The 20,538-nt window shown below is 72.3% G+C and carries 19 protein-coding genes; 5 read left to right on the forward strand and 14 right to left on the reverse strand.

Annotated elements, in window-relative coordinates:
• Entirely contained in the window at window positions 1-1,428 is a 1,428-nt protein-coding gene (gene ahcY / locus ABZU32_RS25015; RefSeq protein WP_354925590.1) for an adenosylhomocysteinase, read from the reverse strand.
• 113 nt (window positions 1,429-1,541) lie between these two features.
• Between ahcY and ABZU32_RS25020 the strand changes: the two genes are divergently transcribed.
• Window positions 1,542-1,877, forward strand: coding sequence for a MerR family DNA-binding transcriptional regulator (locus ABZU32_RS25020; RefSeq protein ID WP_354837004.1), 336 nt, complete (start codon window positions 1,542-1,544; stop codon window positions 1,875-1,877).
• A gap of 201 nt (window positions 1,878-2,078) precedes the next feature.
• The gene (locus ABZU32_RS25025; RefSeq protein ID WP_354925593.1) at window positions 2,079-2,882 is read left to right on the forward strand and encodes a hypothetical protein; all 804 of its coding nucleotides are present in this window, start codon (window positions 2,079-2,081) and stop codon (window positions 2,880-2,882) included.
• 110 nt (window positions 2,883-2,992) lie between these two features.
• Here ABZU32_RS25025 and ABZU32_RS25030 read toward each other — a convergent pair whose 3' ends face one another.
• The 3 genes from ABZU32_RS25030 to ABZU32_RS25040 all read right to left on the reverse strand — a co-directional run bounded on the left by ABZU32_RS25030 (window position 2,993) and on the right by ABZU32_RS25040 (window position 5,399).
• Window positions 2,993-3,727 carry a response regulator transcription factor gene (locus tag ABZU32_RS25030; protein WP_354925596.1) on the reverse strand — a complete coding sequence of 245 codons (735 nt, stop codon included), beginning with the start codon at window positions 3,725-3,727 and terminating at the stop codon, window positions 2,993-2,995.
• Window positions 3,724-4,962 (reverse strand): histidine kinase, encoded by a 1,239-nt coding sequence (locus ABZU32_RS25035; protein ID WP_354925599.1) that lies wholly within the window; start codon window positions 4,960-4,962, stop codon window positions 3,724-3,726. The genes ABZU32_RS25030 and ABZU32_RS25035 overlap by 4 nt, the downstream gene beginning before the upstream one ends.
• 149 nt (window positions 4,963-5,111) lie before the next feature.
• Entirely contained in the window at window positions 5,112-5,399 is a 288-nt protein-coding gene (locus tag ABZU32_RS25040; RefSeq protein ID WP_354925768.1) for a hypothetical protein, read from the reverse strand.
• Between ABZU32_RS25040 and ABZU32_RS25045 the strand changes: the two genes are divergently transcribed.
• Window positions 5,347-5,559: an ATP-binding protein gene (locus tag ABZU32_RS25045; protein ID WP_354925762.1), complete on the forward strand. Its 213-nt coding sequence runs from the start codon at window positions 5,347-5,349 to the stop codon at window positions 5,557-5,559. The genes ABZU32_RS25040 and ABZU32_RS25045 overlap by 53 nt on opposite strands.
• Before the next feature lie 63 nt (window positions 5,560-5,622).
• On the opposite strand, the gene ABZU32_RS25050 is transcribed toward ABZU32_RS25045, so the two are convergent.
• On the reverse strand, window positions 5,623-6,435 hold the full coding sequence (locus ABZU32_RS25050) for an alpha/beta hydrolase (RefSeq protein WP_354925602.1): 813 nt from the start codon (window positions 6,433-6,435) through the stop codon (window positions 5,623-5,625).
• A 93-nt stretch (window positions 6,436-6,528) separates the two neighbouring features.
• Here ABZU32_RS25050 and ABZU32_RS25055 point away from each other — a divergent pair, with 93 nt between their 5' ends.
• Window positions 6,529-7,128, forward strand: coding sequence for a TetR/AcrR family transcriptional regulator (locus ABZU32_RS25055; RefSeq protein ID WP_354925605.1), 600 nt, complete (start codon window positions 6,529-6,531; stop codon window positions 7,126-7,128).
• Window positions 7,129-7,193: 65 nt separating this feature from the next.
• On the opposite strand, the gene ABZU32_RS25060 is transcribed toward ABZU32_RS25055, so the two are convergent.
• The 5 genes from ABZU32_RS25060 to ABZU32_RS25080 form a co-directional block, all read right to left on the reverse strand.
• Complete coding sequence (locus ABZU32_RS25060) at window positions 7,194-8,177, reverse strand: cation diffusion facilitator family transporter (RefSeq protein ID WP_354925608.1); 984 nt, start codon at window positions 8,175-8,177, stop codon at window positions 7,194-7,196.
• A gap of 67 nt (window positions 8,178-8,244) precedes the next feature.
• On the reverse strand, window positions 8,245-9,366 hold the full coding sequence (locus ABZU32_RS25065; RefSeq protein WP_354925611.1) for an SIS domain-containing protein: 1,122 nt from the start codon (window positions 9,364-9,366) through the stop codon (window positions 8,245-8,247).
• Window positions 9,363-9,536: a Trm112 family protein gene (locus ABZU32_RS25070; RefSeq protein WP_354837021.1), complete on the reverse strand. Its 174-nt coding sequence runs from the start codon at window positions 9,534-9,536 to the stop codon at window positions 9,363-9,365. The genes ABZU32_RS25065 and ABZU32_RS25070 overlap by 4 nt, the downstream gene beginning before the upstream one ends.
• A complete protein-coding gene (locus ABZU32_RS25075; RefSeq protein WP_354925614.1) occupies window positions 9,533-10,906 on the reverse strand; it encodes a phosphomannomutase/phosphoglucomutase in 1,374 nt (457 codons plus the stop codon). Before ABZU32_RS25075 ends, ABZU32_RS25070 begins: the two co-directional genes overlap by 4 nt.
• Before the next feature lie 180 nt (window positions 10,907-11,086).
• Window positions 11,087-11,455 carry a DUF3499 domain-containing protein gene (locus tag ABZU32_RS25080; RefSeq protein ID WP_354837025.1) on the reverse strand — a complete coding sequence of 123 codons (369 nt, stop codon included), beginning with the start codon at window positions 11,453-11,455 and terminating at the stop codon, window positions 11,087-11,089.
• Window positions 11,456-11,745: 290 nt separating this feature from the next.
• Between ABZU32_RS25080 and ABZU32_RS25085 the strand changes: the two genes are divergently transcribed.
• On the forward strand, window positions 11,746-12,141 hold the full coding sequence (locus ABZU32_RS25085) for a metallopeptidase family protein (protein ID WP_354837601.1): 396 nt from the start codon (window positions 11,746-11,748) through the stop codon (window positions 12,139-12,141).
• Between the two features lie 132 nt (window positions 12,142-12,273).
• Here ABZU32_RS25085 and ABZU32_RS25090 read toward each other — a convergent pair whose 3' ends face one another.
• The 4 genes from ABZU32_RS25090 to ABZU32_RS25105 form a co-directional block, all read right to left on the reverse strand.
• The gene (locus ABZU32_RS25090; protein WP_354925617.1) at window positions 12,274-13,743 is read right to left on the reverse strand and encodes a DUF5719 family protein; all 1,470 of its coding nucleotides are present in this window, start codon (window positions 13,741-13,743) and stop codon (window positions 12,274-12,276) included.
• Entirely contained in the window at window positions 13,740-16,814 is a 3,075-nt protein-coding gene (locus ABZU32_RS25095) for a glycosyltransferase family 2 protein (RefSeq protein ID WP_354925620.1), read from the reverse strand. Before ABZU32_RS25095 ends, ABZU32_RS25090 begins: the two co-directional genes overlap by 4 nt.
• Before the next feature lie 282 nt (window positions 16,815-17,096).
• The gene (locus tag ABZU32_RS25100) at window positions 17,097-17,339 is read right to left on the reverse strand and encodes a WhiB family transcriptional regulator (RefSeq protein WP_184889896.1); all 243 of its coding nucleotides are present in this window, start codon (window positions 17,337-17,339) and stop codon (window positions 17,097-17,099) included.
• 278 nt (window positions 17,340-17,617) lie between these two features.
• Window positions 17,618-20,281 (reverse strand): hypothetical protein, encoded by a 2,664-nt coding sequence (locus ABZU32_RS25105; protein WP_354925622.1) that lies wholly within the window; start codon window positions 20,279-20,281, stop codon window positions 17,618-17,620.
• Window positions 20,282-20,538 lie beyond the last annotated feature (257 nt).

Consider the following 20,538-nt stretch of genomic DNA (forward strand, 5'->3'; position numbering starts at 1 on the left):
TCAGTAGCGGTAGTGGTCCGGCTTGTACGGGCCCTCGATGTCCACGCCGATGTACTCGGCCTGGGCCTTGCTCAGCGTGGTGAGCTTGACGCCGAGCGCGTCGAGGTGGAGCCGCGCGACCTTCTCGTCCAGGTGCTTGGGCAGGACGTAGACGCCGATCGGGTACTGCTCGGTCTTGGTGAACAGCTCGATCTGCGCGATCACCTGGTTGGTGAAGGAGTTGGACATCACGAAGCTCGGGTGGCCGGTGGCGCAGCCGAGGTTCATCAGGCGGCCCTCGGCCAGCACGATGATCTGGTGCCCGTCGGGGAAGGTCCAGGTGTGGACCTGCGGCTTGACCTCGGTCTTCACGATGCCGGGGGTCTTCGCCAGGCCGGCCATGTCGATCTCGTTGTCGAAGTGGCCGATGTTGGAGACGATCGCGTTGTGCTTCATCCGGCCCATGTGGCCGGCCGTGATGATGTCGAAGTTGCCGGTGGTGGTCACGAAGATGTCGGCGATGCCGACGACGTCCTCCAGCGTGGTGACCTGGAAGCCGTCCATCGCGGCCTGGAGGGCGCAGATGGGGTCGATCTCGGTGACGATGACCCGGGCGCCCTGGCCGCGCAGCGCGTCGGCGCAGCCCTTGCCCACGTCGCCGTAGCCGCAGACCACGGCGACCTTGCCGCCGATGAGGACGTCGGTGGCGCGGTTGAGGCCGTCGATGACGCTGTGGCGGCAGCCGTACTTGTTGTCGAACTTGCTCTTGGTGACCGAGTCGTTGACGTTGATCGCCGGGAAGAGCAGCGTGCCGGCCTTGAACATCTCGTACAGGCGGTGGACGCCGGTGGTGGTCTCCTCGGTGACGCCCTTGATGCCCGCGGCGACCGTGGTCCACCGGCCCTCGTCGGTCACCGTGCGGCGCAGGAGGTCGAGGATGATCTTCCACTCCTCGGGGTCCTCCTCGGCGGGCGAGGGGACGGCGCCGGCCTTCTCGTACTCGGCGCCCTTGTGCACCAGCAGGGTGGCGTCGCCGCCGTCGTCCAGGATCATGTTCGGGCCGGTGCCGTCGGGCCAGCGCAGCGCCTGGTCGGTGCACCACCAGTACTCCTCCAGCGTCTCGCCCTTCCAGGCGAACACCGGCACGCCCTTGGGGGCGTCGGTGGTGCCCTCGGGGCCGACGACGACCGCGGCGGCGGCGTGGTCCTGGGTGGAGAAGATGTTGCAGCTCACCCAGCGCACGTCGGCGCCGAGCGCGACCAGCGTCTCGATCAGCACGGCGGTCTGGATGGTCATGTGGAGGGAGCCCATGATCTTGGCTCCGGCCAGCGGGCGAGTCTCGGCGTACTCGCGGCGGACCGCCATCAGGCCCGGCATCTCATGCTCGGCGAGCTGGATCTCTCTGCGGCCGAAATCGGCCAGCGCAAGGTCGGCGACCTTGAAGTCCATGGTGTCTTCCCCTCAACCCGGTCATTGTGCGTCTCTGCGAGTTTAAGAGCCCCGCGGACCCCAACGCATCCCCAGATCTGCGAACCTGACACAATTATGTGAGAATTGGCCCCATGCGCATCACCGAGGCGGCGAAACGACTGGGAATGTCCCCGCGGATGCTCCGTTACCGCGAGGCGCTCGGCCTGCTGCCGCCGACCCGCGAGAAGGGCTCCCACCGCCGCTTCGGCCCCGAGGAGCTGGCGGCCGTCACCCAGGCGATGGACCTGGAGCGGCGCTTCGACGTCTCCCCCGCCGAACTGGCCTTCGGCCTGCGCGTGCTCAGCGAGCCCGCCGTCGCCCAGGCCGTCCGCGACCTCGGCCTGCGCGTCGGCCGCATCCAGGCCCCTCGCAGGGCCCTCGACTTCGAAAAGGAGAAGGCCCTCCGCCTGCTACGCCACGGCCGCTGACCAGCTGGAGACCTCGCACTCACCCGGCATCTGCCCACGGTCGGACACGCGCGTCCGTCTGAGGTCGCACACCCGCTCGCGCCCGCCCGTCAAGATGCGACCCGAGCCGGACGCGCGCCCACTGCCTCGCCCAGCACCATGCTGCTGTGCCCCGACATACCGGTCCGGGCGTACCGACACGGACAAGACGGGCAGCAATCCATGAGCATTGATCTTCGCGGGCACTTCACGCGGTGGCGGCAGACCGGCGCGGACCGGCGGGCCGCCAACGCCGCTGCCAATCTGGACCGCCAACCCCCGTTCCCCGGCCGGTGGGTGAGCGCCATCTCGCTGATCGCCGGTCCCATCCTGATCATGACCGGGACTCTGTTGCGTTCCCAGTTCTACTACTTCGTCCCTTATCAGCTCGTCGCCTACACCCAGCACCCCGCCCTCATCACCGCCGCCTACGCCTGCTTCGCCGGCGGGTTCGTGCTGCTGTGGCCGGCGGTCATGACGCTGGCACAGCGGATCGCCGTCACCGCCCCGCTGTGGGGACTGTGGGGCGGTTGCCTGGTGATCGTCGGCCTGTTCACCAGGACCTTCCAGTTCGGCACCGATCACCTGGCCTTCCACCTGACCGACAGCCTCGGCCTGCAGACCATGCTCAAGGGCATCGACGGCTACTACGTGGCATGGCGGGACACCGTCTGGCATCCGTTCAGGTCCATGTCCGGGCCGGCCTTCTTCGGTTGGGTCGTGCTGGCCATCGGCGCCTACCGCTCCGGCGCCCTGGGGCTGGGCCGTTCGATCGCACTCGGCCTGATGTCAGCGCTCGCGCTCGGGACGCTCAAAGGCACCGAACCGCAGTCCTTCATCGCCGTGGGCGGCCTCTGCGTCGCCTTCATCCCCCTGGGCATCTCGCTGCTGCGCGGCGGCCCCCCACCGACCAGGCGCGCCATGATCTGGGTCGTCGCCCTCATCGCCGTGCACATCCTCATGTCGGCCTTTGGTCCGAGAGGATGACGATCCGGACCAGTGCTACGCCGATGAGCCGGGAACCCACCTCACCGGTACCGGCATCCGCACCCGATGAACGTGCGGAGGCGTGCCCTCGTTCGGAGAAGGGCGGACCGTCACCGGCGGCCGTCCGGGTTGGTGATGAGGCCGCCTTCGTAGGCGGCGATGACGAGCTGGGCACGGTCCCTGGCCCCCAGTTTGGCCAGGAGACGGCCGACATGGGTCTTGACCGTGCCGATGGTGAGGCACAGGTGCTCGGCGATCTCGGCGTTGGACATGCCCCTGCCGATGAGGGTGAGCACCTCGCGCTCGCGCCGGGTGACCTCGTCGAGGCCCCGCACGACCTGTGCGGGATGAGAGCCCTGCAGGAACTCGGTGATGAGCCGGCGGGTGACGGTGGGCGCGAGCAGCGCCTCACCGGAGGCGACGACCCGGATGGCGGCCAGCAGTTCGGCCGCCGTGGCGCTCTTGAGCATGAAGCCGCTCGCACCCGCCCGCAGCGACGCGTAGACGTATTCGTCCAGGTCGAACGTGGTGAGGATCAGTACGAGCACGCCGGAGCAGGCGGGGTCGGCGCAGATACGCCGGGTCGCCTCGATGCCGTCCATGTCCGGCATGCGCACGTCCATCAGGACGACGTCGGGCCGGTGCCGGCGGGCCAGGCGCACGGCTTCGGCGCCCGTGCCCGCCTCGCCTACGGCGGCCAGCCCTGGTGCGGCGTCGATGAGGACCTTGAGGCTGTCGCGGATCAGGATCTGGTCCTCGACCAGCAGGACCCGGACGGGCGGGGACGAGTCGTGCGGAGCGGCGCCGATGCTCGCGTCGTCGATGCCCGTGTCGTCGATGCTCATGCCGCGGCGCCGTCCGGGGCGTAGGGCAGTCGAGCCGACACGCGAAAGCCTCCTTCGGGCCGGGGCCCCGAATCGAACGTGCCTCCGTACATCTTCGTCCGTTCCCGCATGCCGATCAGGCCGTGTCCGCCGTGCTGTCCGTGTCCGCCGTGTCCGCCGTGGCCGCCGTGGCCCGCCCGCGGCGGCCGGCCGTGGCGGGGACCGTCGTCGACGACCTCGATCACGGCCTCCCGCCCGTCGACGTCCACGGTGACCGCGCAGCGGGCCGGCCCCACGTGGGTGACGACGTTGGTCAGAGCCTGCTGCACGATCCGGTACACCGACACCGCGACGGCGGCGGGCAAGGCGGCCTCCTCACGGACGGTCAGCTCCACCTCGACTCCGGCCGAGCGGGCGTGGGCGGCCAGCCCGGGCAGGTCCGCCATGCCGGGCGCGGGCACGGGGTCCTGCTGAGGATCGCCGTCGGACCGCAGCAGGCCGAGCACCCGGTGGATCTCGGTGAGCGTGCTGCGGCTGGTCTCCTCGATGACGGCCAGCGCGGCGCGGACCTCCTGCGGGCGGGCGTCGGCGACGTGGTTGGCGACGGTGGCCTTGACGGCGATCAGGCTCATGCTGTGGCCGATGATGTCGTGCAGTTCCCTGGCGATGCGCCTGCGCTCGTCGGTCACCGCGGCGTCGGCGAGGTGGCGGACGAGGCGGGCGGTCGTGTCCCGCTTCCAGCGCACGACCGTTCCGAGGGCCCACGCGACGGTCAAGAGCACACCGATCGTACCGATCTCGATCGGCCAGGCCGCAGGCATCTCGCTGGGCGTCGCCGCTAGCGCGAGACCGGGGAACACCTGCACGTAGTAGACCAGGATCGCGGTCACCGCGGCGGACACGCAGACCGCCAGGCCCGCCGCCGACCAGACGATCGAGGCGGTCGCTGCCACCAGGTACAGCACGAGCGCGGTCGGCACGAAGGTCAGCCAGATCGCGCCCGCCGCGACGGCGCCGGCAATGGTCACCCCCGTGCCCGCCGCGCACGCGACGGCGAGCATGGCCCGCGGCCGGCGCCGCCGGAGGGCGATCGGAAAGCTCAGGACCGCCGCCACCGGCCAGGCCGACCACCCGGACCACGGTGACGACGGCCCCGGCGGATCGACGATGGCGTATCGGATGAGCAGCGCGACAACGACCGCCACCACCGCGTCGGTGAGGCCCCTTCCACCGCGCCGCCATCCAGCCCATTCCATGATGGGACGGTATCGCCTCATCTGATCATGTGGCATCCGCCCACGGCTGGAAATCCGCATCCGTTCGACGGGGGCCGAGCGAGTCCTCGGGAGAACGCCGGCCGGGTGGGGTCGCATCCAGCGCGCGAAGGAGAGGACCTCGGCCCGGATCAGGCGTGGTCGGCCGGAGCGGGGGCGGCCGGCTCGGAGGCGGAGGGGTCGACCGGGGAGCGGGGGGCCTCGTCCTTGCGGTAGAGATCGGGCTCCAGGTAGATGACCGTACCACCGCGTCTGATCAGCCGGTCACAGGTGGCCCCACAGGTCGGGATCGTCGCTGAGCGGTTCGACGCGCAGGTCGGCGACGAGCGGCCGCACCGCACGGGCCAGATCGGCCGATCGGCGGGCATGGTGAGGCTGCGCGTGTACGACAACGGTCGAAGGGTTCGGGTCGAGGTCACCGACGAAGGCTCCGACCGCACCATCCCCCAGGTTCCCGCCCAAGTGGGCCCGTTCAGTGAAGGCGGACGTGGCCTGTGGCTGGTCCGGGAGTTGCCCACGGCATGGGGGTGGCGGCAGGAAGGGCAAGGGCGAACAGTCTGGTTCGACCTGGAACCCTGACGTGTTTCCTCCGGATCGTGCCGACGCCGCCTGCCAGAGGACAGTGGGTTCGGCCGGGCAGGGTCACATGGCCATGGCGTCGGTCAGGGTGACGGCGAACTCGGCGGGACAGGACCAGTAGCCGAGGTGGTCCCCGGGGAAATCGATCACCTGCTGGTTCCATCGGGCCGCGAGCACGACGGCCGGCTGGTAGGGGAAGTGGGCACGGGAGTCGCGGCCTCCCGCGAGGACTATGCGAGCGTGCTGCGCGTCGAGCGCGGCGAGGTCCGGGCGGTGGCTGGGAGCGTTGGGGACTTCTTGGGTCAGAACGGTGTGCGCGACTCCGGCCATGCGGCCGAGCAGCTCCGGGTCGAGATCGGCCGGCCACCGAGCCTCGCCCATCCCGATACCGGTCATGAACTGCCGCATCGCCGCGTCCGCGCCCTGGCTCTGATGGGTGGCGACGACATCCTCGAAGAAGGCTCGCCACCGCGGGGCGTCCGGCAGCACCTCCAGGAGGGGAGGTTCGTGCGCCACGAGTCTGCTGACCTGCTTGGGATACCGGCCGATGAGAGCGAGTCCGATGACGGCTCCCGCGCTGGTGCCGAACACGCGGGCCGGTCCCCCGGCGACGCCGTCGATCAGATGGCGCGCGTCTTCGACGTGCGTCTCGATCCACCCTGCCGGCTCCTCGTGGGCGGGGCTGCGGGAGAAGCCCCTGCGGTCGTAACTGATGACCATGTAGCGGTCGGCGAGCCGATCGGCCATGGCATCGAAGAGGCCGGCGTCGCCGTTGCTCCCGGGGATCAGCAAGAGCGCGGGACCTGAGCCACGGACCTCATAGTGGATGCGGGCGCCGGCTAGATCCAGGACGCCGTTCTCGTGCGTGGCCATCATGCCTCCGGTTCGGGTGCGCCAGATAAGATGCGGACTGCATCTAACGTACGCCGTTCTCGGTAAGATGCGCAACGCATCTAAAAGGAGTGTGAGATGAGCCGACGACGAGGAGAACGGCTGGAGCGGGCCATCCTCGATGCCACCTGGGAGCTGCTGACTCAGATGGGATACGCCAAACTGACGATGGAGGCCGTGGCCGCCAGAGCGGGCACCAGCCGGCCGGTGATCCACCGCCGTTGGCCCACCCGAGCGCAACTCGCGCTCGCGGCCCTCGACCACGCCGCACCCGTGGACACCGAGCCACCGGACACCGGCGGGCTGCGGACCGACCTGCTCGCCATGATGGAGCATGTCGCCCGGCTACTCGGCTCTGTGCACGGCGAGGTCCTGGCCGGCATGGCCGTCGAGACCGCCCGTGATCCGGAAGCCGCCCGCGCTTTACGCGCCCGGCTGGCCTCCAGGGCTCAGGGAGGGCAGGTCGCGACCATCGTCCGGCGTGCGATCGAGCGGGACGAGATCCCCGCCGTCCGTCTGCCTTCGCGAGTGGTCAAACTTCCGTTCGACCTCGTTCGCAACGAGGTCGTGCTGTACGGTCTGCCACCGAGTGAGGACGCGATCACGGAAATCGTCGATTTCATCGTCATCCCCGCGATACTTCACGCCCCGGCGTCCGAGCGTGTCCAGGCCGGTTAGCCGGCTTCACGTTCGCGCCGAGGCGTGCGAAAAGCGCGCGGCGGGACGGCGGGACAGGTCGCCGGTCAGGCGCGGTCCGCCTTGGCGGGGGCGGCCGGCTCGGAGGCGGAGGGGTCCAGGGGGGAGCGGGGGGCCTCCTCCTTGCGGTAGAGGTCGGGCTCCAGGTAGATCATCTTGGCGATCGGCACGGCCTCCCGGACGCGCCGCTCGGCCTCGTCGATGCCCTTGGCCACGTCGGCCGCCGTGTCGTCGTGCTCCACGGCGATCTTGGCGGCGACCAGCAGTTCCTCGGGACCCATGTGCAGGGTGCGCAGGTGGATGACCCGGCTGACCTCGGGGGCGCTCTCGAGCGCGTCGCAGATGCGGTCTTCGATCTCGGGGGCGGCGCTCTCGCCGATGAGCAGCGACTTGGTCTCGACGGCCAGGACGACCGCGATGACCGCGAGCAGCAGGCCGATCATGAGCGTGCCCACGCCGTCCCACACGCCGTTGCCGGTGACCACGGCCATGGCCACGCCGAACAGCGCGAACAGCAGGCCGAGCAGCGCGCCGAGGTCCTCAAGGAGCACGACGGGAAGCTCGGGGGCCTTGGCGCGGCGGATGAACGTGAACCACGACTGCTCGCCCTTGAGCGGCAGCGACTCCATGATCGCGGTGCGGAAGGAGAACCCCTCGGCGGCGATCGCGAAGATCAGGACGCCGAACGCCCAGATCGGCGACTCGACGTCATGCGGGTGGGCGATCTTCTCGATGCCCTCGTACAGCGAGAACACCGCGCCGATCGTGAACAGCACGACCGCGACCACGAAGGCGTAGAAGTAGCGCTCACGGCCGTAGCCGAACGGGTGCTTGCGGTTCTCGCGCTTCCGGGACCGCCGGTTGCCGAGCAGCAGCAGCGCCTGATTGCCGGAGTCGGCGACCGAGTGCACCGACTCGGCGAGCATCGACGACGACCCCGTGAACAGGAACGCCACGAACTTCGATGCCGCGATCGCCAGGTTCGCCCCCAGCGCCGCGATGATCGCCTTGGTACCGCCGCCCGCGCTCACCCGCAGTCTCCACCCATCCCGTCGAAACCGTGCACCTACCCGCCCGGTGAAGCGGTCATCGCAGATCTTATGGGGTAACTCGGGCTTTAAGTTCCGCGACGGTCGCCACCTGGGCCGGATCGACACCGTACCCCAGGGCCAGGTAAACAGTCCCGTAGTCGACCAGCCCCACCAGCGAGGCCAGCCTTTCCAGGGGATGGACGCCCTCGGCGGTGATCTCGGTGACCGGAACACCCCTCTGCTCGGCCATGCGCACCGCCAGGACGCGCTTCTTGCTCACCTGCGGATGCTCATCCATATCGCGCAGCACGACTAGCCGCAGAGCCAGGGAGGCGCCGTCGCCGAAGATGTCGCGCTCGGCGAGCGGGCCCTCGACCACCGCCACCTGGTCGTGGACCGCGCCGGGAATCTCACCGTGGATCGCGGGATACTTGGCGTTCTTGGCGAGCTGCGACACCAGCCGGTGCGCGACCGCGCCGGTCACCGGCGAGGTGCCCCACACCATGGGGATGGTGCCGGCGAGCTCCATCGCCAGGGTCTTGCCCGGGTTGATGAACGACTCGCTGGACGGGCGGCAGCGGTGGGCGATGTCCTCAAGGCGCGCGGCGGCGGCCTCCACCACCTCCGGACCGGCCTCGACCAGCCCGAGCTCCGCCGCGACGGCGACCAGCGGCATGGTCAGCGCCCACAGGCTCGCCCTGTCGGGCGGGAAGGCGCCGGCCACCGGGGCGATCGGCACGTGCAGCCCGGACGCCTGCTCGGCGATCGCCGCCAGCGGCGAGCGCGGGCGGCTCACCGTCAGCAGGCGGCAGCCGCGGCGGACGGCCTCCAGCGCGAGCGTCCGGGTCTCCTCGGTGGCGCCGGAGGACGACACCGCGATGACCAGGTCGGCGGCGCCCACCCAGCCCGGCAGCCGGTAAGAGCTGACGGTCACGATGGGGATCGGCACCCCGCCCCCGCACACGGCGGCGAGCATGTCGCCCGCCAGGGCGGAGGAGCCCATGCCCGCCACGACGACCGCCCGGGGCCGGTCGCCGCGCGACAGCCGCGAGACGCCGGCCTCCAGCGCCGTGCGGTGCGAGGTGCGCACCTGCGCGCCGGAGGAGGCGATCGCCGGAAGCATGCCCGACGGGTCGCCCTCGGTCAGGAACGCCGCGTCGTCCAGCCGCTCGGGCTCGAAGGAGCTCACGCCTTGCGCGCCTCGTCCACCAGAAGCACGGGGATGTCGTCGCGGACGGGATAGACCAGCCCGCAGGTCTCGGAGCTGCACGCCAGCTCGTCGCTCTCAGGAACGGCGTTCAGCGGCGATTTGCACGCGGGGCAGGCCAGGATGTCCAGCAGCCAGTCATCGATCTTCACGGTGCACTCCTCACGACGGCGAGGACCTCGTCCCGGACCGCCGCCATCAGCTTCTCGTCGGCCGCCTCGGCGTTCAACCGGAGAAGCGGCTCTGTGTTGGACGGACGAAGATTGAACCACCAGTCGGGCCCCGACACGGTCAGCCCGTCGAGCTCGTCCACCGACGCGCCGTCGCGGCCGGCGAACGCCGCGCGCACCCGGGCCGTCGCGGCGGCCTGGTCGGGGACGGTGCTGTTGATCTCGCCGGAGGCGGCGTAGCGGGCGTAGCGCTCGAGGAGCTCCGACAGCGGGCGCCGCTGCTCGCCGAGCGCGGCCAGCACGTGCAGCGCGGCCAGCATGCCGGAGTCGGCGAACCAGAAGTCGCGGAAGTAGTAGTGCGCGGAGTGCTCGCCGCCGAAGACCGCGCCGGTGCGGGCCATCTCGGCCTTGATGTAGGAGTGGCCGACGCGGGTGCGCACCGGGACGCCGCCGTGCTCGGCGATGATCTCGGGCACGGCCCTGGAGGTGATCAGGTTGTGGATCACCGTGGCGCCCGGGTGCCTGGCGAGCTCGCGGGCCGCGACCAGGGCGGTGATCGCCGAGGGCGGCACCGACTCTCCGCGCTCGTCGACGACCCAGCACCGGTCGGCGTCGCCGTCGAAGGCCAGGCCGAGGTCCGCGCCCTTGTCCAGGACGGCCTTCTGCAGGTCGCGCAGGTTGTCGGGCTCGATCGGGTTGGCCTCGTGGTTGGGGAAGGTGCCGTCGAGCTCGAAGTACAGCGGGGTCAGCTCGACCGGCAGGCCGTCGAGCACCGCCGGGACGGTGTGCCCGCCCATGCCGTTGCCGGCGTCCACGACGACCTTCAGCGGCCGGACGCCCGACAGGTCGACCAGCCCGCGCAGGTGGGCGGCGTACCCGGCCAGCAGGTCGCGCGAGGTGAGCTTCCCGGCGGCCGGGACGGAGGCGGCGCCGGCGCCTCGCCCGGCGGCGAGGATCTCGGCGGCGCGGTCGCGCACGGCGGTCAGGCCGGTGTCGGCGCCCACCGGGACGGCGCCCGCCCGGCAGAGCTTCATGCCGTTGTAGCGGGCCGGGTTGTGGCTGGCGGTGAACATCGCGCCGGGCAGGCCGAGGCTGCCGCTGGCGTAGTACAGCAGATCGGTGGAGCCGAGGCCGGCGTCGACCACGTCGGCGCCCCGGCCGGTGACCCCCCGGGCGAAGGCGGCCGACAGCGGGAGGGAGGAGGGGCGCATGTCGCGGGCGACGACCACGGCGGCGGCGCCGACGACCTCGGCGAAGGCCGCGCCCACGGCCTCGGCGGCCGCCTCGTCGAGCTCATCCGGCACGACGCCGCGGATGTCGTACGCCTTGAAGATCTTGGCGAGGTCGCCCACTGCCGCTCCGCACCTAGTCATGTCTTTTCGGTCGAGCCTACTGCGTCCCATGGTGGTCTTCGACGAACCTGAGAGCCCCGGAGCGACCCCGCCGGACCCGGGTGACCCGTGAGTGACGGGCGCAACACCGGTCGCGGTCCTGGCGTCCTCGTGGCGGCGCGGGAGGCCGCGGGGGGAGCCTCAGCGCTCGAGGTTCTGCTGCTGCGCCGAGCGCAGCACCCTCAGGTGGCCGCGGCGGCCCACCTCGACCCCCTGCCCGACCGGCTCGCCCGAGGACGGCGTGGGGCGCGCGGCCTCGCGCACGGCGTTGGCCAGGGCCTCCAGGTCGTCGGTGGTCGGCTGACCGGCCTCCGACGGCAGCCGGACGACCTCCCACCCGCGGGGGGCGGTCAGCCGCTCCGCGTGGTCCGCGCACAGGTCGTAGCAGTGTGGTTCGACGTACGTCGCCAGCGGGCCGAGCACGGCGGTCGAGTCGGCGTAGACGTACGTGAGTGTGAAGACGGCAGGCTGCCTGCAGGCGGTACGGGAACAGCTGCGGACGGGGCTCACGGAGGGACCGTATCCGGTCCGCGTTCACATTGCCACCACCCGGCAGCTCTTAACGAGCGTGTCGCCACATTTCGGACACTTACCCGCCGTTTACGGGCGTCATATCGCCACCTGGCATGTCCTTGGGAAACGGCACGCTCCGGTGCCCGTCCGGGGATACGCCACCCGGACGCACAGGGAGTCGGCACGGGATCCGGGAGGCACGATCTAGGCTTGGCTATGTGAGTCCGGACCCTGGCGGCACGCCCCGCCCCAACGGCCCGCGGCGGCGCGATCGGCACGGCCGCGGCATGCGAGGTCCGCTCGCCCCGTCGCACGTGCCCATCGCGCGCTCCCGGAGCGAGCGCTTCGACGATTTCGTGCTGGACGCCGTCGACCGGCTCAAGCCGAAATGGGGCGGCCAGCTCTCGGCGGTCGAGTTCGCGGTGGAGGACGTGCCCCCCGCCGACGAGCTCGTCGACGGGCCGGGCCGGCTGTCCTCCGACCCCATCCCCTTCGGCCGGGCCGAGCCCGCCGTCGCCGGCTCCCCGGCGGTCGTGGTGGTCTACCGCCGCCCGCTGGAGGCCCGCGCCCGCGACCGCGACACGCTGGGCGCGCTCGTGCACGACGTGGTCGTCGAGCAGGTGGCCAGCCTCCTCGGCCTGTCCCCCGAGACCGTCGACCCCGGCTACGACGACCGCCACTGACCACCGCCCCGGGCGACCGAGGGCCACGACAGAGCCCTGCGACCGGGCCCCGCGACCGGGCGCCGGCCCGGACGGGTGCCGGCCCTGACGGGTGCTGTCCCGGACGGCGTCATCGGCGGGCGCCGCGAGGCGTCAGTCGCCGCCGGTGGAAGGCGGAGCCGGGCGGTCGGGCAGGACCACGTCGGAGGACTCCTGGACCGGCGGGGCGATCACCCAGGTGCGCGCCAGTGCGAGAGGCTGGGCGGTGAGCAGCAACCCGTCGGGGGTGCGCTCGTCCAGCACCCTGCCCCCGTACACCGGTCCCGACTTCGGCTGCGGCGTCACCACGACGCTGAAGTCGCCGCCGCCCGGCGGGGCGAGCTTGATCTCCTTGGTGCGCGCGGCGGGGATCTCGACGTCCACCGGAGGGGGCGCGGCGCCGCGCTTGGGCAGCACCTGGACGCGCACCTCGGCCCGCGCGCCGGGCGCCGAGAGGATCAGGCGGGACGAGACGTCCTTGCCGCCCCGGTTGTCGGCCACCACGCTGCCGAACTCGATGGCCGGGGCCCCCGCCGTGAACGCGACGTCCGGTTTGCTCCCCGTGCCGGTGGCCATGACCCCGGCCACGATCGGGACGTCCGCGGTGAGCACCATCGCCGCCGGCTGGCCGCCGATGCCCGTGGACACGTCGAGCGAGGCGGTGGACCCGGCGGGCACGTCCAGCGACTCGCGGTTCTTCATGGCGAAGAAGGCGTCGGCGGTCAGGGCTTTGACGTGCACGACGGTGTCGGTCTCGCCGGGGGCCGTGACGTACAGCTCGCGCCGGCCGCCGCCGCCCGGGATGCCCGGGACCACGACCGTCCTGGCCGGCGCCGCCGCGGCGGGAAGCCAGTCGGCGCCCTTGCCCTTGCCGAGCACCGCCCGCGCCGAGGCGGCCACCCGGCCGCTGATGGTGCGCACCTCGATGGCCATGACCAGCGGCGAGGGCGCGAGGTCGCGCAGGTGCACGGTGCGGTGCTCGCCCGGCTTGAGCACCAGGCTGTTGCCGCGGTCGCTCACGACCGGACCCTCGCCGGCGTAGACCAGGACCTCGGCGATGGCGTCGGCGGCGTCGGCGTTGGCCAGGTAGAGCACCACGTCGGCGGCGGCGGGGCCGGGGCCGACGAACCACGCCCCCGCGCCGGGCTCGGCGCACCGCACCCCGGCCAGGCCGCGCGCCGTGCCCTTGAGCCGCCGGGTGGTCTGCGCGGCCTCCAGGCCGGCGGCCATCGCGCCGCTGCCGGAGACCTCCAACGGGCCGGACTTGGCCGGCGCCTCACGCTGCCACAGCACGCCGGGCCCTTCGAGCCGCGTGACGGAGGGGGCCTTGCCACCGGGCTCGGTGACCTCCGCGACCGTGGCCACCCCGTCGCCCTTGCCGCCCGGCGGGGTGATCGCGCTGACGCGCGCGCCCGCCGGGTCGGGGCAGACGGTGGAGACCGACTCCACGGCGACCCTGCCGGGCGGAGGGACCGGGACGGGCGCGACGCCCTGGCGGGTGACGAACGCCACGCCGAACAGGGCCCCGAGGGCTATCAGCACCAGCGCGAGGAACCCGAACCGGTTCTCGATCAGCGCCCTCACCGGACCAGCACCTCCTGGGGTTCGCGCTCGACCGCGGGCTCGGCGTACTCCTCGACGGTCTCGGCGCCGCGGGCGCCGGGCGAGGCCAGGATGAGGACCAGGACGACCAGGGCGAGCTGCGCCCACAGCCATACGTCGTGCCAGAAGGCTCCGTAGGCCACGGTGACGCGTCCACCGGCGGCGGGGGCCTCGAAACCCTGCGCCCACCCGTCGACGGTGCGCGCCGCGAGCGAGGCGCCGCCGGCGGCGGCCGTCCACCCTCCGGCGGGCTCGGCCAGCACCAGGACGCGCTGGGCGGGCCCGGGCGGGACGGTGACCGTCATCCCGCCGCCGGGCGTGCCGGTGTACTCGACCGGGGTGCGCCGGCCGTCGGGCGCCATCAGGTAGGCCCGCCCGAGCGGCTGGACCATCCGCCACAGCCCGCCGTCCGGCGAGAGGTTCATCCGCGCGAGCGCCGGGTCGGCGTCCAGAGAGCGGCGGACCCCGGCGTCCACGGGACCGGGGACGACGACGAAGCGGACCCCGTAGGCGGCCAGCGCGACGGCGTCGTCCCCGCCGCGGCCGGAGATGACGCCCGCCAGGACGTCCGACAGCCGGCGGCGCGTGGTGGCGGGGACCGGGAGCTCGGTCTCGCCGATCAGCGGGGTGCGCCCGCGCAGGATGGTGAAGCTCAGCAGGCCGCCCGCGCCCGAGCGGAGCACGACCGTGCTCTCGCCCCGCGTCGAGGCCGCCGCGACGAAGTCGGTGATCACGCTGGGCACGCCGCGCCGCAGCGGCCCGCCCACGCCGTCCTTGACCCACAGGCCCGCCACCAGGACGGGTGAGACACAGGCCACCATGACCATGAGGACGGCGACCACGCGGCGCAGTCCGCCCGCCCGGTGCAGCTCGATGACGCGGTGGCCGGTGAGCGCGGCGGCGACGATGAGACCGGTGGCGGCGAAGGCCAGCGGCACGCCCGGCCAGGCGGGGGCGCCGTCGACCGGGACGCGGGCCGCCACGGTGGCCACCAGGACGCCGAAGACGGTGACGCCCCAGCCGACGACCACCACCATTTGGTGGCGGCGGAACAGCAGGGCGGCCAGCGCGGCGGCGATCAGACCGCCGGTCACCCAGATCGGCGGCACTCCGGGGCCGCCCGGGCTGAGCAGCAGCAGGGCCGCCGGCGGCAGCCGGGGGTCGACCAGGCCGGGCCGGTGCAGGCCCGCTTCGAGCAGGACGCGCCCGGGGTCGGCGGCGAGCTGCAGCAGCCACGGGAACAGCAGCACGATGGGCACGGCCATCGCGATGCCGAGCGAGAGGCCCACCCCGCGCCTCACCCCGCCGAACGAGACCGCGGCCAGGCCGCCGAGCACCGCGACCAGGACGTACACCAGGGGGGCGAACGCGGTGCCCACCGCGAGCAACAGGCCGAGCGCCCACGCGGCCCGGCGCGCACTGCGGCGCTCGCCCGTGATGACCCTGGCGGCGAAGGCGGCGTAGGCGGGGAGCAGGACGAAGACCATCGCCGTGCCGAGCCGCCCGGCCGCGACGGCGCCGGTCGCCACCGGCAGCAGCGCGTAGGAGGCGGCCAGCCAGACCCGGGCCAGCGGATGGGAGATCATCGACCGGGTCGCGACGTACGCCGACAGGCCGGCGAGCGGAACGCAGCCGAGCAGCAGCACCGAGACCGCCAGCCACGTCTTGCCGAAGAAGAGCGTCGACAGGGCGGCCAGGACGGCCACGTACGGCGGGGCCCAGCCGTCGGAGCCAAGGCCCGCGGCGTGGTAGCCGGAGGTGTAGAACGCCCACAGGTCGGAGGCGCCGCCCGCGACCGGCACGAGCGCGCCCCCGCCGAGCAGGCCGCCGTACAGCAGCGACCGCTCGGCGGCCACCGTGACGGCCACCAGCGCGAGGCACAGCAGCACGCCGGGGTTGCCGAAGACACGCTGCATCAGCCCGGCGTCGGTCAGCAGCTCTTCGCCGTCGTCCTCGCGGGACGGCTCGGAGATCACCGCGTGGTGGCGGCCCGCGGAGTCGATCGGCCCCGACCCCGACAGGTAGCCCTGCACCATGTCGGTCAGCCGGCGAAACGCCATGCCCGACGGCGTGAACAGCCGTTTGACCTTGGGGTATCCCTGTTTCCTGCCCTGCCTCCTAGCTTTGCGCGCCCTGAGCAGGCGGCGCGGGCCGCCGATGACGGAGGCGAACGCCGCCACCTCGTCCAGGGCGTTGGCCGGCTGCTTGGCCAGCAACAGCAACAGGGTGCGGAACAGCGAGACGACGAGGTTGCGCGCCATTGACCACAGCATCGACCGGAACGGCAGGTTCGCCATGATCACGAACATGGCGTTGCGCCGGTCGAGCCTGCGCGGGTGGACGTCGCTCACCGCCATGCGCCGCCTGCGCCGCGTCGCCGCCTCGGCGTGCCAGGCGACCGCGTCGGTGACGCACAGCACGCGGTGGCCGGCGGCGGTGGCGCGCCAGCACAGGTCGAGGTCGTCGCGGAACATGGGCAGCGCGGCGTCGAGCCCGCCGAGCCGGTCCCACACGTCGCGGCGGATGAGCATGCCGGCCGTGGACACCGCCAGCACCTCGTGCACGCCGTCGTGCTGGCCCTGGTCGTACTCGCGCGGCTCCAGCCCGGTGTCGCGGCGGCCGGAACGGTCGACGGTCACGCCTATCTCGAGCAGGATGCGGCGGTCGAGCCAGTCGCGCAGCTTGGGGCCGAGAATGGTGGCCTTCTTGTCCGCCGCGGCGGCCCAGAGCAGGGCCTCCAGTGCCCGCCTGTCGGGCACGCAGTCGTCGTGCAGCAGCCAGATCCACTCTTCGCCGCCGGTGCGCGGCAGGCGTTCGAGTACCGCCGCGACCGCCTCGCCGAACCCGGTGGAGCGGGGCATGGTGAGGACGGCGTTCGGGCCGAACGCCTCGGTGAGCATCTTGGCGCCGCCGTCGCGGCTGCCGTTGTCCACGCCGACGACCCGGTCGAGGGGGCGCGTCTGGTGCAGAACCCCCTGCAGCGTCTCTTTCAACCAGCGTGCGCCGTCATGGGAGACGACGATCGCTGTGACCGATGGACGCGGCGGTTGCACGGAGAGGGTGTCCTTGGGGGCTCGTGTGGCTTTGCGCCGATCACGATACGGCACCTCGGGTACGCGGAGTCCGCCAGTCCGTCAATCCGGTCGGCGCCCGTCGCTTTCAGGCATACCAGCGCCGGCGCCACGGCGTCCGCCCCGCCGACCACGTCCCCTCGCCCGGTCGGCGGCTGTGGGCTCCCCTGCCCACGGCCGGCGGCCGTGACCGTGATCTCGCGGCGTCGCTCGTGACGTCGTCACCACCGGCGGCGCCGAAGGATCGGCGCCCGCCGGGCCGGCTCAGCCGGCCTCTCGCTTGATCCTGCGCCGTTCCCGCTCGGACAATCCCCCCCAGATGCCGAACCTCTCGTCATGCTGCAAGGCGTACTCAAGGCACTCGGCCCGCACTTCGCAGGACCGGCACACCTTCTTCGCCTCGCGCGTGGAACCGCCCTTCTCTGGAAAAAACGCCTCCGGATCCGTCTGCGCGCACAGGGCGCGCTCTTGCCATCCCAGCTCTTCCGCGCCGAGCATCTGTGCCATGACCAGATCGGTCACTGCACACCTCCTGCTGATAGCCCGCCCGCCCCGCAACGGAGCCCCCCTTTTGAACACCTTCCTCAATACCCAGCATGTGAAAGGCGTAACTACACAGTTGTAATTACACGCGTGTGCCGCGTGTGGCGTCAAGCGGCATGCCAGTATCCGGGGAAAGACCAGCTCACCCCGGTATGCGAGCATCGGTGGCATCCGCGAGCCGCGTCCGTGACGCCGATCCGGCGTGTGCGGCGGCCTTCCGCGATTCCCGATCTTCTATGCCCTCAGCGGTCGGGACCGTACCAGCGCGACCCCTGATCGGACCCTTGCCCTGTCTGATCTCTACCCTCGCTTTCCTCCGGCCTTGCCTGGGAGGACCTGTCGGGGGCGTAGATGGCGGTCGGGTCGATCGGCTCGTCGCGCCGGGCCAACGCGGGGGACGGCGGCATCGGCGCGTTCAGCGGGTCGTTCTGGAAGGCCTTCGGGTCGAAGCGCACGGTCTTCTCCGCGGGCTCCTCCCAGGCGGCCTGGCTCGGTCGGCCCCCCTGGTAGGACGCCTGCTCGTGCTGCGGCCGGTCCTGGCCGGGCGAGTAGGGCTGGTCCTGGGCCGGCCGGTACCCCTGCGCGTCGGCCGGCGGCTGCGTACCGTAACCCCCGGAGTCCGCCGGAGACGGCGCGCCATAGCCTCCCGGGTCCGCCGGAGACTGCGGGTGACCGAAAGGGCCGCCGTAGGTGGGGGTGTAGTCGGGTGAGCGCACCGGCTGCGTGCCGGTGTACTCCGAACCGCTTCCCTGGCCGCCGCCGAGGTCGGACGACGAGGTCCCCCCGGGGCCGCCCTGCGCCTGCTGGTAGCTCTGGGCCTGCTGGTAGGCCTGCGCGATCTGCTGCTGGCGCGGGTCGCCCGCCGCCTCGGCGTACAGCGGGGACGGCTCGGCCGCACGCCCGAAGTCGCCGGAGGAGTAGCCGCCGTAGGACTCCCCGCCCGCTCCCGCCTGCCCGTAGGAGTTCGGCTGCGTCGTCGCCTGCCCGTAGGAAGAGGAGGAGGACGACGAGGACGAGGACGACGCGTCGAGCGGAGCGGCCTGCGAGCCGGTCTGGCCGTACGAGGGCGACTGGTCGAGCGGGCTGGACTGCGGACCCGTCTGCCCGTACGACGACGGCTGGTCCAGCGGGCTCGGCTGCGCACCGGTCTGGCCGTAGGAGGACGACGACGGCTGGTCCAGCGGACTGGACTGCGGACCCGTCTGGCCATAGGACGACGACTGGTCCAGCGGGCTCGGCTGGCCGTACGAGGGCGACTGGTCGAGCGGGCTGGACTGCGGACCCGTCTGCCCGTACGACGGCTGGTCCAGCGGGTTCGGCTGCGGGCTGGTCTGACCGTACGACGGCTGGTCCAACGGGTTCGGCTGCGGGCTGGTCTGACCGTACGCCGGCTGGTCCAGCGGGTTCGGCTGCGCGCCGGTCTGACCGTACGCCGGCTGGTCCAACGGGTTCGGCTGCGCGCCGGTCTGACCGTACGCCGGCTGGTCCAGCGGGCTCGACTGCGGACCCGTCTGACCGTACGACGACGGCTGGTCCGGCGAGCCGTTCTGGCCGTAGCCGCCCCCCGTACTCTGCGACTGCTGGCCGTAGGTCGGAGACAGGTCGAAGGCGGGCGGGGTCTCGTTGGCGTGCAGGGCCTGGCGGGCGCCGGTGGTGAAGGCGTCCGGGTTGGTGAAGCTCCCGCCCGCCGCCGGCGGGGCGTAGGGAGAAGGCGTCTGCGCGTAGAGGTCGGCGGCCGGCGGGTTCTGTACGGACGGCTGCTGCGGGTACGGGGAGGAGGGCGGCTGCCCGAAGGCCCCGCCGCCCGGCTGCTCGTACGACCCCGGCGACTGCGGCTCGTAGCCTCCAGCGCCCGGCTTGTCGTAGGACCCGGAGGACTGCGGCTCGTACCCGCCGCCGGAGGTCCGCGGCTGCTCATACGACCCGGACGGCTGCGGCTCATAGGAGCCGGACGGCTGCGGCTCGTAGGACCCGGGCGACTGCGGCTCGTAGGCGCCCGGCGTCTGCGCGCGCTGCGCGTCCGGCTGCCCGTAGGGGTCGGCGGACGCCTGCGCCGGCGCGTACGGGTCGACCGGCTGGGAGGGCTGCACGGAGTACAGGCCGGGCGGAGGGGGCAGCGCCGGCTGGTAGGCGGCCTGGCCGTTGTACGGGCCGCCCTGCTGCCCGGCCTGCTCGGGATGACCCGGCTGGGAGCCCTGCTGCTGAGGACCGGCCTGCTGAGGCGCGGGCTGCTGCTGGGGATGGCCGGGCTGCTCGGCGCCCTGCCCCTGGGGCGGGCCCGCCTGCTCGCGGAATCCGTGCCCCGGCTGTCCCGGGTACCCGTGCTCGGGCTGCCCCTGGAACGCGGGCTGCGACTGCTCGTGGAACCCGTGCCGGCCCTGCTCCGGGAACCCGTGCTGCGGCTGTCCCTGGAACCCGTGCTGAGGCTGCTCCTGGAAGCCGTGCTGGGGGCCCGGCTGCCCGAGGTGTCCCTGGGGCGCGAAGCCGGGGGCGCCGAACGCCTCCTGACGGGGCCTGGACGCCGCGGGGGCGGCCGATGGGAGCACCGACATCGCGTACACCAGCCCGACCACGGTCAGAGCGAGGGCGGGCAGGCCGGTCAACAAGTATTCGATCACTCCGAGACCGCCGCCCGCGCCACCGATGAGCACGCCGATCAGGGCGATCGCCCCGAACACGGCGGACACCGCGAGCGCGATGACGGCGACGAGGTTGACCAGACGGGCGCGGGGGGTGGGCGGCCCGAAGCGGGTGACCAGGACGACCGCGCCGAGCGCGAGGGCCACGTTGACCGGCGAGTCCAGTCTGAGCAGCGAGGAGGCCGCCCTGACGCCGAAGGGCAGGCCAGAGCCGAGGAACAGGCTCTCCACCCCGACCAGGACCTGTGCGCAGACCGTCACAACCATGATCCAGGCCGCAGGCTCGCGGAGCCGTCCGGGCTCTACTTTGACCACAACTACCCCCCAATTGGGTCCATACGGCAACCGCAGTTTTGCACATCTCCGCACTTTGGGGGCACGAGACCCAAGAACCTCATTGATCACATAAGACCATCTTGTCCGGTTTTTTCGGCTCGCATCCGCTATGGAGCAGGGGTTTCGCGGCCCTCCCCCACCGCCGTCCGGCCCGGGCCGGACCAAGGAGACGGCAATGGAACACTTGA

It is taken from the genome of Sphaerisporangium sp. NPDC005288, assembly GCF_040607475.1.
Taxonomy (GTDB): Bacteria; Actinomycetota; Actinomycetes; order Streptosporangiales; family Streptosporangiaceae; genus Sphaerisporangium; species Sphaerisporangium rhizosphaerae.